The sequence below is a fragment of the Bacillus sp. 16GRE42 genome (assembly GCF_019837435.1).
GTDB classification, from domain to species: Bacteria; Bacillota; Bacilli; order Bacillales; family Bacillaceae_G; genus Bacillus_A; species Bacillus_A wiedmannii.
Window position 1 is genome coordinate 61,598 of the sequence record NZ_JADAXF010000005.1, and the last position, 12,761, is coordinate 74,358.

Here is a 12,761-nt window from a genome sequence, read left to right on the forward strand (position 1 = left end):
TCAATTTTTAATGTATTAAACTATTTTGAATAATATATGTCAGATGCTTGAAAAAAACAAATCTTATTATGATATGAAATCCTGTATGGAAAGTGTAGTTCATTTCTATTATTTAATAAAAATATTAAGAATTATAGGGATAATACATAAAGAGTAGAGGAGAAAATAAACACGGAGGTTTAAAGAATGGGACAAGCAAGCAGGTTTCAAGAAAAACAACAGAATCGTCGTCAAAAGGCGATTTTTAATATTGCATTTACTTTGATATTAGTGACAGTTGGTATAGTGACATACCAGTTGTTTACCCCATCAGATGCATCAAGCAAAGCAATTGCTCAAGAAAAGAAAGCAACAAAGATAGAAGAGAAGAAAAATGAAGATAAAGAAACATCAAAGATAGAAGAGAAGAAAAGTGAAGATAAAGGAACATCAAATATAGAGAAAAATGAAGATAAAGAAACATCAAAGATAGAAGAGAAGAAAAGTGAAGATAAAGGAACATCAAATATAGAGAAGAATGAAGATAAAGAAGCAACAAAGATAGAAGAGAAGAAAAGTGAAGATAAAGAAGCAGCACAGTTAGAAGGGAAACTAAAAGCAGAAAAATCGGTAAAAACGAATGAAAACGAAAATGAAAATAAAGAGGGAGAAAAAACGGTATCTCAAGAAAAGGGTTCTCAAACTAATTCTTCTTGGAAGCCAATTGGTACAGAACAAGGAGCAAAACCTGAAATGAAATTTAAAGAAGGAACAGTAGATTGGAGTGAGATGAAAAAAGCAATTTCTTATGCTATCGATGTTCCAGAGAGCCAATTGATTTTCGATTTTATTGGGAATAATGGTAATAATAAAGCCTACGGTAATGTACGAGATAAGCAAAGTAATAAAAAATATAAGGTTAATATTGATTGGGTAGAGAATCAGGGGTGGAAACCAGAATCTGTTCAGGTGGTAAAATAAATAATAGAAATGGAATTATGTGTTTAAAAGTTTACTTTTGTAAAAACTCAAAAAAGAGTCCGTATCAATCAGGACTCTTTTTGTTATGTTGACAACATTAATTACTTGGACTCATTTGTTAGATCCTGATGCGGACAAACTTGGAAGTCTATAAAAAAATAATCTATGCGCCTACTTTATGTAGGTAAATAGATTATTTTTTGTTATACATTTATAAAATTTCTGTTATTTTTTCGTCGAGATACGTGTGAAAATAGGTAATATCAACACATTTTTTACTAAACTTTGTTTTTCGTTGATTTTTGTAACATAAACGTCCGTTTTTGTGACGTTTTATATTTGAAAAAGGACCCCTTATGGAAAGATAAGAGGCCATCAAAAAATGTTGTATTTGAAACACGTGATGTTTCACAAAACATTATAACATAATTTGAATATTAAGTATAACTAATATATAGTTTTTGAAAAGAATAAAAATGTATAAAACTATTATTGAAATGGAAAAGAACTAGGATAAGGGGGCTAGGGCTTCTAGGGAGGAATATATCTCTCACACGACATAAAAAAAGAATAAAACGTATTGAAGATAACACATGAATGTAAAAACATTATTTTAATTGTTGCAGCCCCTTAGAGGGCGCTCTAAGGGGCTAAGATTCGAGAATTTTTAAACTCTTGTTAATTACATGATAACTCCCTAAGGAGCATATAAGGAATTTTAACACTTAACTAATAATTTAACAACCATATATACGAATCAGCAAATTAATGAGCTATTTATATAAAAAAATGGCTCTTACTACTACGTAAGAGCCCCATGAACAAAGAAAAAGTCGTATATGACACTATATAAGAATCACAATAATATTTTAACATCTCGATATATGGTTGTCTATACATGATTGGCGTAGTAGGCCTAATAAAATGTCATTTGATTTGAAAGGGAAATGGGAAAATGATTGAACAGGTTGAGATCGAAGGGCAGTTATCAATATTTGATATAGATGAAACAAAAATCAAGCTGTATGAAGTCTTAAAAGCAAATGCTCGTCATTGCAAGATTAGGAGTTATTACCTACACAACGATTACATGCGTGAAGTTAAGTAGTTCTTTATTAGAATTATAGATGACATAATTATTGATATGTGTTTGAGTCAGTTTCCTGAAGTAATTGCTGTGTACGAGGGATTCCCTGAAGCGCAGATCAAGAAGATATACAGAGGGAGATTGCAATAATGCTATTTTATAAAAAAAGAGAAGCCCTTAATCAGGTCACTTCTCTTAATGCCAATATACAATAACTATTCCATTATAATGTATTGGCGTAAAATATTTAATAATTATATTTATGGTAAAAATTTCATTTTGCCTTAGTACCTTTAAATCACGAAAAAAGGTTCTGCTGTTTCCAACAGAACCTTTCCTAAAACGGCAAAGAGTAACTCTTACCTTACCCTTTATTTATATACTATAAGATTGTTAACGAGAATCCAAGATTCTTTATATCGAAAAATAAAGAAGTATTATTATAAAAAATTTATCTTTTTTTATAAATAAAAGAGCAGCTAGCAAAAACTAACTGCTCAATACAAGGAGATACAGAGGAAACTAAATGGATTTTGGCATACAAGTCTATCAACATTATGGACATAATATTGATTTTTATTCGAAGGAATTCATGTTTTACAAATCAGATTATGATTGTCGAAATTCTGCATATTGCCCAGAAAAGGACCAAGAATTCTAGTAAAATTCCAAGTGTTCTTTTCCTAGTTTTTTGAAATTCTTTTAATAAATAGCCAACAGCACTAATTGCTAGAAGAATGAAAAGAATAAGTTCTAGTATAACTGGCATTTGATTTACTCCTAATCCGTTAATTAATTTAGTATATAACGATTATAAGATATTTTTTTGAGATTAATGGTGAAAAATTAAACAAAACTATCTATATATGTAAAAAGGCCCTGTTGTCTATAACAGGACCTTTCCTAAAATGGCAAAGAGGTAACTCTTGCCTTACTCTTTGTTCATACACTACAAGATTGTTAACAAAAATCCAAAGAGCTTTATATCGAGAAATAAAGAAGAGTCATTATAAAGGATTTTATCCTTTTTCATAAATAAAAGAGCAGCTAAAAAACTAACTGCTCGGCTGGTTCTCCAAGGGGGAAAGGAGAAAGGTTAGGGACTTTATTAAATGAGTTATGGTCATCACCTATCTATATTATTGACAAAATATTAAAATTTATTCCGGTAAACCTTAAAAGAGCACCTTTAAAAAGTGCTCTTTAAGGGAAAAGTGAGATGTTAAAAAATAAATTAGGGTTTTTTGCTTCGAGATAATATATGACCATTTCATCATAATGTGACGATGAATCAAAAGAGAACAGCTAGCAAATGCTAACAAATGCTAACTGCTCAGTTCTCCAAGGGGGAACAAGGAGAAAATCTAATGTCATATATAGTATTGACGGAATATTAAGTTTTATTCAAGGGTGTGTACTAATTATGTAGATTACACGAGAAGTCCTATTAACATTCAGGCTGCCCCAATCAGAATCAAAGTTTTGAATGTAATCCAAAACTTTCTTTTTTCTGGTTTTTGAAATTCTTTGATTACAGAAAATATGGCACTTATTCCTACAAGAGTGAAAAGAGCAATTCGGATTGTTTCAATCATTTGCATCACAACCTAATATTTGAATAATTTAAATATACATTAATTACCGTTTTGTAGAAATTTAATGAAATAATCCTTTTAAGTGAATACAATTCTATTATTCTTTGTCATTTGTTTCTGGAAATGGAATGGGGTGGTTGTTCATGATTGAAAGGTTACGCGTGTCTGGATAATAAACAAATATTAAAATAGGCTTCACTTCATCAATTTGGACGATGTGATTTACACTTTTAATGAATTATTCACATTTTTCGTTGGGCAAGGGGTGTCGCTCTTTGTTTGAGCTAATATAGACAGAGCTCCCTCAGTTCTCCATGTGTATTGCTTCAAATAAGGCATCGGAAGAAAGATATACCTCTTGGATATAAATTAAACATTATGCAAACGTGATTGGTCAGCACAAGATCGGTCAGCTGAAGTATTGACCGACTCTACAGAGTATAAACGAGAAGATTCTTAGTCTTTTCTTAAGTACCGAACGTAAAGCGCGTAGCTAATATGAGCTGAAAAATTTCATGATACGATGGTTTGGAGAAGGTTGCAGTAACCTTAGAAGAAGTTTTTCCGATTGTATTTATTTTTCTCTCTATTAGATAGGAAAACAATGAGTAAGTTAATAAAACATATTTTTTGAATTATTTGATACAAGTATATATAATTATATCGATGTTAATATATTAACTAGTTAAAAATGGGGAAAGAAAAGTGAAAATTAAATTTAATGTGGTTAAAGATGAAAATTTTGATTTTATTTTATTAGAAGCAAAATTACTGAAAACTTTTAAAGAAGTCGATAACGTAGCAATAGTTGAAAAGGTTGAAGACAAAATTTTTGAAAAAGACGATGTGAAAACCCATTTAGAGGAGATTACTATTAATGTTACAGGAAAGAATATCGGATATAGATCAGTTTCAGCTAGTATATTTATTGTTCTAGAAAGCCTATCAATGAAGTTATTCAATATTAATATTAGTATACATTAAGCATCCAATACGGATGCCTTTTTCTTTGTTATGTAGAAATCACACATTAAATATTAGGGAGGCATAGAAATGATATAACACCAAACAATCATCTCTTCTAGTGTTACCCCTGCATTCATGAAAGGGTACCTGTATAAGGTGCCTTTTTGATGAACCATTTTAATATAGAAATAATATAGTATAGTGTAGGACAAGCCAACCGCTTATATCCTATTCAATGCTCATTGGGGAATTTCCCTTAACATATTCTAGCATCTACTGACGTGGATGCTCTTTTTTGTTGAATAAGATGGGCACATTTTTTGAATTGCTATTACGCCGTAAAGAATAACGCTAGAGCGATGAATCCATATAAAACAAAAAGAATCCTAAGATGAGTAGTATTGCACGAAAGTTGGGCATTTTAGACCTCCTAAGGGTATATAAGGAATTTTAATATATTGTTGGTGTATCCAGAGTGATGACCATAAATTGGTAAATGTTAAACTTGAATTTGAACTAGAGGATATCTGTATAAATAGGTAGAATCTAGTTATTTGGTTCACATATTAATCCAAAAGGTACAAATTCTATGCGATGTGAAAAGGATTTGTTGAAACAATGGAAGGTGGATTTGCAAGCTATTCAAGAAGAGAAAAGGCTGAAGAAGAAGGCTAAGAAAAAGAATAAGAAATATAGCATTCCTGGTAATATATCTGACTTCATGGATAGCAAGAGTATTTGTCGTAAGAAGAATGGGGTATGGAAGCAAAGAAATAAATAATTTGAGGATAAATGATTTTTACTAAATGTATACCAATTATTGTAGGCGCTGCCTTGATCTGGGTGGCTTCTTGTTTATTGTTAAGAAAAGATAAGGGGAAAATAAAAAAAGAGAGCTAATGCCCTCTTCTTTAGCGGTACGTTAATTAATCGCAGATTGGTATTCTGAGCACTCTTAAAGCTAATGCTACTTGGAGAGAAATCTCTAATCTAGCAATTTCGATACCAGCAACTGAAAGAACTAAAAAAGGTTGTCCGTTTACAAACACAACGCAACTATCCATGGTTACGCCCCCTTTCTAGCAATCTAATATAGTATATGAATGAAATGATAATATGTAATAGTAAGATTAATGAATTTATTGAAATTAATAGATTAGCCCATTTAAACAAATGTACACACCGAAAGAGAAAGGTTCTTTTTGTCTGTCTAAAAGTTAGCCTGAAATAGCATATATATATATGATAACTTTTAGATAGTATCAAGGGGAGAATTAGTGGGGGTGGTGGGATATGCACGAGCTATTACAAGAGAGCAAGAACTAGGATTGTAATTTGAAACGGTAGAAACATATGGTAGTACAAAAATATTCACTGAAAAGTAGAAAGGAGTGGATTAAGGAAACATAAAGTTGTTGAAATTTTTGTATGAATTTATTAACATGGAACTATATTTATTGTTTATTTGATTCCGTTTATTCCCACACCTTATGCGTTGTGGATGAGTTGTAGAAGCAAGTTATGTCTTGTTTTAATTCTGAAAGGGCTTCTTTGAGCCGATTAGTGTATATAAAGCTTATTTAATTAGCTGTGCACATTTTTAATCGACTTGAAGAATCCCTTTTTGTGTTGTTTTAAAGTCTGTTTGACTGGTAAAACCCATTATTACATTAGGCAAAAATTATTATTTAGGGAGACATAAAGTGAATACTGGTTTTGAGGTATCTATACTTTGATACAACAATCAAATTAGATAAAAAGAGAATCAAAAAATATTGGTCTACAAATCACGAGATGTTTGCTAGAGCATTTGAAGTATATATAGCACCCGCTTTGCTAGAACAAGAACCTAAAAACGATTTTTTAGTTTGTGATATATATTCTTTTGTATATCTGTTAGGAGAACAAAGAAAGCATCTAAATAGAAGTATAAGGAGTTTAATGCAGGTAGTTGTTCTATACATAATAAAAAATATATAAGGGGTGGGGGATTATGCATTATAACATTCAAAAAGGACAGTTCCGTTTAACAAGTGCTTATCCAAGAGGTAGCTGGTGGGATTTTTATCGTGTTCCGTGTCCAATTTGTCATGATACAGGAAATTGCATGCTGCATGTTTCGCAAGAGAAAGTAGCGTGTACGCGTGTAGAAAGTAAATGGATCTATGGAAAAAACACGAGCAATCCAAGCTACATTCACTATATAAATGGAAAAGATAAGTATCAATTGCCTGAGGTGGATGAAGTTCAGATCCATGATAAGAAAAGCAAAGAGGAATTAAATGTGTTTAATCGTAAGTTAATAGATTTCATACCATTGCAAGTGCATCATCATGCACATTTAATAAGAGATAGAAAAATGAGCGAGGAACAAATACAAGTACGTCAATATCGTTCTTTCTTAAAGCAACAAATTGTGTTAGAAGAGAATAATACGTATACAACCGTTTGGGAGAAAAAGTTGCTGGCAGGGCATTCCGGGATTTTATGAGATGAAGAAAAGTCAGCTTTCTCTTCGTTTAATGTCAGGCTTCCCTGGTATATTGATTCCTTTTCGAAACCAGTATAATCAAATTGTTGGATGGCAGGTTCGTGTGGATGAAGTGAAAAACTCAGTTCATGTGAAATCGGCACCTACTGGAGTTCAAGCAGAAATAATTGAACAACCTAATGTTGTAAAGATAACTAAGAATGGTGATTGTATATTTGAAGGTGAACTAGAAGTGAGCAAAAAGGTAGAAATTCCATCTCAAGAGGAACGAATTGTTGTAAAGATTCATAAAGGGCAAAAATATTTATGGATCTCATCAGCAAATAAAAATCAAGGAACTGGTGCAGGAGGTAGTGACAATCCACTGCCTGTGCATGTAGCAGTACCGAGTTTTCATTTGAAACATTGGAATTCTGGTACACTTCATCAAACTAAATCAGTGATGATAACAGAGGGGGCTATAAAAGCAGATCTGATTGCTGATTTGATTCCAGAGAGGTTTAATAAAGTGGAACTTTCTGAAGTAGGAACAACGGTTCTTGCGATTCCTGGTGTAAATGCTTGGAGAATTACTATACCTGTATTAAAGGATATGGGGGTAGAAAATGTTTATTTAGCGTTTGATGCTGATTTAGTAGAGAATAAGAAAGTAAGAAAAGCTCTTATAGACTTTGCGACAAAGTTAAAACAAGAGGGTTATAACGTAATTATTGCAGCATGGAACCCAGCACAAGGAAAAGGTCTGGATGATACAATGCAAGCGGGATTTAAACCAGTGTTTAAGGGACTGTAATAGTCATAAATTAGGTTGATATTTTCATAAATAGGTAGTTTGAAAAAGATAGAGTTTATAATTCTATCTTTTTTTATATCCAATTACTACAAAGGTTTTAAATTAACAAAAAGAAAGGTAGAAGAGAATATGAATACATCTATGAAAAAAAATCTAGTAAATTTACGAGTTGATTTTGCTTTCAAGCGCTTGTTTGGAGTAGAGGGAAATGAAGATATCCTCATTGGTTTTCTTAATGCGGTATTACAATCCTCTTTAGATGAGGAAATCATTTCGTTGCATTTAGATGATCCACATCTCCCAAGGGAGCAAAAGGATGATAAATTGTCTATTTTAGATTTGCGAGCTACTCTTAATAATGGTATAAAAATAAATATAGAGATACAAGTTCGCGACAAAAAAGACATGATCGAGCGATCTTTGTTCTACTGGGCTGGCATGTATTATTCTCAAATGATTCAGGGAATGAAGTACACAGAATTAAGACCAATCATTTGTATTAATATAGTGGATTTTATTCTGTTTTCAGAAGAAGAAGACTTTCATAATATCGGTGTAGTCATGAACAAAAAATCAGAACACATAATTTCAGAGAATATGCAATTGCACTTTCTTGAGATTCCAAAAGTAATTCGAGAATGGCAAGAAGATCGAATGGATCCATGGGATGATATATTAGCACGTTGACTATTACTATTTCCTGCATATGAAGATGAGAAATTAACAACAATCCTGGAGGGAATCGCGATGGAAAAAAATCCAGTTTTGAAAAAGGCAATAGAAGATTGGGAGCGTTTAAGTAGTGATAAGGACTTTTTACGCTTATATGAGGCTAGAGAGAAGGCAATCAAAGATAGAATATCAGAAATAGAGACGGCAGAAGAAAAAGCCGCGAAACAAGCTGCAAAAGAAGCTAGAACAGCCACTAAGATAGAGATGATTCATAATTTAATTAAAGCTGGTGTACCTATAGAGAAGATATCAGAAGCCACTGAATTAAGTGTGGAAGAGGTTAATGAAATTTTAAAACATAAAGAGTAAATACAAACGATTTAAAACAGGTAATTGTGATTACAAACAATTACCTGTTTTTTTTATTCTTTTTGATTGTTGTCCATTTGTGATTATAATTCTATCTTTTCTTGCTTTAGTATTCCCTCTAACCTATAAAGGAGTTTAAATATTGAGAAATAATGATGGGAATTAAGGTGAATTTAAACAAAATCCTTATTTAAATGAAGAAGCCCTAGGATTATGGGGCTAGGGCTTCAAGTCATGGTATATCTCACACGACATTAAAAAAGAAAAGAATGTACTGAAGATAGCACATGAATGTTTCATAAATGTATCAAAAAAGTGATTTTATAAATTAAGCTACTCAACATACTTAACTAACGGCTTGTTGAAAAAAAGAAGCCCCGTAGAAAATATTACAGGGCTTCATAAGACTGAGTTATGTCGTACTCACAGGTGATTTTAACATGGATTTAGCGGTAAATAAATTGGTAAATGTGTCCAAGTGGTCTGAAACTATTATGTAAAAAAGAGCACTAAATAAAGTGCTCTCGTGACGAGATCCATTTTGTAACGACTATTTTATATAGAAAGGAACACAGAATATTCTATGAGTGCCCATTTAATTGTGTGCCTTTTACAAATTAAAGAGCAGTTAGCAAAAGCTAAATGCTCCAATCATGGAATATGGTTAAGAAATGGGTTGTCTACATTATTGACGGAATAGTGAGTTTTATTCAGAGGAACTTATACCCTACAAATTAGATTATGATATTTGCGATTACCCATATCGCCCAGAAAAGAACTAAAAATTCTATTGAAATCCAAAGTGCTTTTTTCTCAGGTTTTTTAAACTCGTTTATTAAAGAGAAAACAGCACTAATTCCTATAAGGATGAAAAGAATGAGTCGTATTGTATCAGACATTTTAACAACTCCTAATTTAAATTAAATTCATTATATAATGATTTTTAAATTTTTAGATAATTATTGGTGATAATTAAGCCAAATTTAAACAAAATAAACTTTTGGGGAGAAAGTGAGGAATAACAATGGGACTAGGAAACCGTGGAAATGAAGTAGAGCAACAGCAAGGTGAGACTAATCTGTTTTCTGAGATAAGGAATACAGGACATGTTAGTCATATCAGAGTCAAACAGACTGATAAGGCCTTACAATACGTTTTAGATTATGACGAGGCAGAGGTTAATGAGATTTTATCAAATAAATATTAGAGAATAATCTTAAATACATGTAATTTCCTGTTTTTTATTTTCTCCCATTGTAATAAATATTTAGAAAAAGATAATAGTGTATATACCTTATTTAGAATTTATTGTGCTTCAAAACTTCTAAATAAGATAAGAGGAATATATTGTACGTTTTAATTTGTGGAATTAATATATAAAGATATAGTTGTATGGAAAATTTCTTTAAGAAGTCTAAAACGTTAGTTTAGATGAAGGATTTAAGTGTATTCAAGTATTAAATTGAGGGTAAAAAATCATATAAACTTAATTTGAATGAAGGAGATAATTTATGAAACTTAAACAGAAGGTATTAGCAGGCGGTATTATATTGGCAACAGCATTAACACCAATGATAGATGCGCAGGCAGAAGGTAAAAGGTTTAATGATGTTCCACAAGGACATTGGTCTTTTAATGCTATTACAGATTTATCAAATAAAAATATTATTGCAGGTTATGAAAATGGTATTTTTGTTTTTGGGGATAATATAACTCGTGGTCAAGTAGCTAGAATGATTTATGCTTACTTGAAACCTGCAGATGGCCCTAATATTAAAAATCCGTTTACTGATGTCAAAGGGCATATGTTTGAAAAAGAAATCTTATATCTTACTAAAGTTGGTATTATGAGTGGCTATGGTGATGGGAAATTTGGACCTAATAATATCTTAACACGTGAGCAGTTAGCGGCTGTGTTAACAAAAGCCTTTAATTTAAAAGCAACAGCAACTACTACATTTAAAGATGTGGAAAAAAACTATTGGGCTACGAATGCTATCAGTGCATTACAAGAAAATAAAATTGCAAGTGGTACAGGAAACAATATGTTTGAGCCAAAGAAGGTTGTAACACGTGAGCAATATGCGCAATTTTTATACAATGCAATTAATGTGAATGAGAAAACAGAAGAAAATAATGGTGGAACAACAACAAATCCCACAGATCAATTGCCTCCTAACCTAAAGAAAGTAGAAGTAGAAAAACAGACATATAAAGCAGGAGATATAGTAAGGGTAAGTGTAGAAGCGGAAGATGATGTGTCAGGTGTTATGGGAGGATTTGTAATAGTAAGAGGGGCCACTGGTGAAGAAAGTACAGCTAGGATTAGTTATGATAAAGAAAGTAATAAATGGATTGCAGACATTCAATTAAATCCGTATGTGAATCCAGGAGAATATAAGATAGCATCGATTACATTGTACGACAATGCTGATCACGATAAAATTTACTGGGGTGGACAAGACTTTAATCTTTTCTTCAATGTCACCAAAAGTTAATATAGAAATTTTATAATTAAGAAGAAATTTTAAAATTTACTATACTGTTTTTGAGTGGAATTTGGAAATGATAGTTATTTTATGTCCTCACAATTTTGTAGTATGTCATAAAGTTCTCTTTCTTAAATATAAGATAAGTAACCTATCAGGCTGAAGGATATTCATTATTTAATGTATTACCTTCAACTTAATAGGTTACTTTTTTCTCTTTCTGAAAAAATAGAGGTAAGTGAATCTAGTAAGCAAATAAAAAGGGATGTTGTAAACAGACAATAAAATCAATCACGACTTTTCAGCTTATGCATCAAAAGTATTTTTCTTTAATGTTAGTGTTACTTTACCTAATTTAATGACTCCTACAATTATAGAGAGCAAAGGTATTACAAATAAGAGATGTCCTATTCCTGGGGCAAATAATGTTACTGTAGACAAAGGGCTAAATAATTTAGGAAATCCAATTAAAATAATCGATGGCAGCAGCAAGTTAAATACTAATATAGACAACCCATTTAGAATCCTACGGAATGCTGTTACTTTATGATTGCTAGGTTTGAAAGTTCTGTAAGCTGAATAAGCAATTAAAGCAACTATTGCCAGTAAAATCAAATCAATAATTACATATTTCATAAATGGATTGCTATCAGATATAGAAGGTTCTTCATTATGTACCAGCTTGTTTATCCCGCGTATGATGGCATCATATTCATTAAGTTTAAGATAATCCATTGAATTGATTTGCAAGCTGATGCCATGTTCCCCATCTAATACAACTTTTGAATATGTATTTTCTGTCCATCCACTATGGGAAATTCCTTCATTATTCACTTCCCATCCCATTGCGTAGTAGGTATCATCCCCTATGAGTACTGATGGATGATGCATTGTGGTTATTGCATTCGCTGATAAAATACTTTTTCCTTTGAATTCTCCCTGATTCAATTGTACGATCATGTATTTTGCCATATCTTCCGCACTGGATATAAGGTAACCTGAAGAAATAGTTCCTTCATGGATTAATTGCTTTGTTGGCACCTTTAATCCAAATACAGTTTGATATCCAGTTGCAATTGCATTGTTTTTATCATCTTTTGGGTTAACATAACTATTGCTCATTTCAAGTGGTTTGAATATGAATTCATTAATATACTCTTTATACGATTTATTCGTAACCTCCTCGATTATTAAGCCTAAAATGTTATAATTTAAATTCGAGTATTGATATTGTTGGCCCACAGAATATGCTAATTTGTAATAAAAAAGCTCATTTTTTCGTTTTGGGGCTGATTTGTATTCTTAAGTTGATGGGCATGGGGTACCGCCACATACCCAT

At 31.7% G+C, this 12,761-nt stretch carries 9 protein-coding genes and 4 pseudogenes; 9 read left to right on the forward strand and 4 right to left on the reverse strand.

The features are described from left to right. The first annotated feature begins 186 nt into the window (after nucleotides 1-186). Nucleotides 187-960, forward strand: a complete 774-nt coding sequence (locus ILS93_RS23535; RefSeq protein WP_064474253.1) for a YrrS family protein — start codon at nucleotides 187-189, stop codon at nucleotides 958-960. Nucleotides 961-1,915: 955 nt separating this feature from the next. Continuing rightward, nucleotides 1,916-2,197, forward strand: a pseudogene (locus ILS93_RS28795) (hypothetical protein). Nucleotides 2,198-3,501: 1,304 nt separating this feature from the next. On the opposite strand, the gene ILS93_RS23540 reads toward ILS93_RS28795, so the two are convergent. Continuing rightward, nucleotides 3,502-3,642 carry a hypothetical protein gene (locus ILS93_RS23540; protein WP_081257122.1) on the reverse strand — a complete coding sequence of 47 codons (141 nt, stop codon included), beginning with the start codon at nucleotides 3,640-3,642 and terminating at the stop codon, nucleotides 3,502-3,504. Between the two features lie 705 nt (nucleotides 3,643-4,347). Between ILS93_RS23540 and ILS93_RS23545 the strand changes: the two genes are divergently transcribed. Both ILS93_RS23545 and ILS93_RS23550 read left to right on the forward strand, forming a co-directional pair. Then, nucleotides 4,348-4,626 carry a hypothetical protein gene (locus tag ILS93_RS23545; RefSeq protein WP_016135680.1) on the forward strand — a complete coding sequence of 93 codons (279 nt, stop codon included), beginning with the start codon at nucleotides 4,348-4,350 and terminating at the stop codon, nucleotides 4,624-4,626. Between the two features lie 571 nt (nucleotides 4,627-5,197). Next, on the forward strand, nucleotides 5,198-5,389 hold the full coding sequence (locus ILS93_RS23550) for a hypothetical protein (RefSeq protein ID WP_222661414.1): 192 nt from the start codon (nucleotides 5,198-5,200) through the stop codon (nucleotides 5,387-5,389). Nucleotides 5,390-5,534: 145 nt separating this feature from the next. Here ILS93_RS23550 and ILS93_RS23555 read toward each other — a convergent pair whose 3' ends face one another. After that, complete coding sequence (locus ILS93_RS23555; protein ID WP_222661417.1) at nucleotides 5,535-5,672, reverse strand: DUF3956 domain-containing protein; 138 nt, start codon at nucleotides 5,670-5,672, stop codon at nucleotides 5,535-5,537. Nucleotides 5,673-6,333: 661 nt separating this feature from the next. On the opposite strand from ILS93_RS23555, the pseudogene ILS93_RS23560 reads away from it, so the two are divergent. The 3 pseudogenes from ILS93_RS23560 to ILS93_RS23570 all read left to right on the forward strand — a co-directional run. Then, nucleotides 6,334-6,588, forward strand: a pseudogene (locus ILS93_RS23560) (LPD1 domain-containing protein); the annotation flags it as partial. A gap of 13 nt (nucleotides 6,589-6,601) precedes the next feature. Continuing rightward, a pseudogene (locus tag ILS93_RS23565) lies at nucleotides 6,602-7,892 on the forward strand (DUF3854 domain-containing protein). 129 nt (nucleotides 7,893-8,021) lie between these two features. Then, nucleotides 8,022-8,933 (forward strand): annotated as a pseudogene (locus ILS93_RS23570) (Rpn family recombination-promoting nuclease/putative transposase). A gap of 734 nt (nucleotides 8,934-9,667) precedes the next feature. Here ILS93_RS23570 and ILS93_RS23575 read toward each other — a convergent pair. After that, nucleotides 9,668-9,832 (reverse strand): hypothetical protein, encoded by a 165-nt coding sequence (locus tag ILS93_RS23575; RefSeq protein WP_081257121.1) that lies wholly within the window; start codon nucleotides 9,830-9,832, stop codon nucleotides 9,668-9,670. Nucleotides 9,833-9,957: 125 nt separating this feature from the next. Here ILS93_RS23575 and ILS93_RS23580 point away from each other — a divergent pair, with 125 nt between their 5' ends. Together ILS93_RS23580 and ILS93_RS23585 are read left to right on the forward strand one after the other, a co-directional pair. Next, on the forward strand, nucleotides 9,958-10,140 hold the full coding sequence (locus ILS93_RS23580; RefSeq protein WP_064474249.1) for a hypothetical protein: 183 nt from the start codon (nucleotides 9,958-9,960) through the stop codon (nucleotides 10,138-10,140). A 304-nt stretch (nucleotides 10,141-10,444) separates the two neighbouring features. Next, a complete protein-coding gene (locus ILS93_RS23585) occupies nucleotides 10,445-11,431 on the forward strand; it encodes an S-layer homology domain-containing protein (RefSeq protein ID WP_141669100.1) in 987 nt (328 codons plus the stop codon). Nucleotides 11,432-11,728: 297 nt separating this feature from the next. On the opposite strand, the gene ILS93_RS23590 is transcribed toward ILS93_RS23585, so the two are convergent. Then, on the reverse strand, nucleotides 11,729-12,664 hold the full coding sequence (locus tag ILS93_RS23590; RefSeq protein ID WP_222661419.1) for a serine hydrolase domain-containing protein: 936 nt from the start codon (nucleotides 12,662-12,664) through the stop codon (nucleotides 11,729-11,731). Nucleotides 12,665-12,761: the final 97 nt, after the last annotated feature.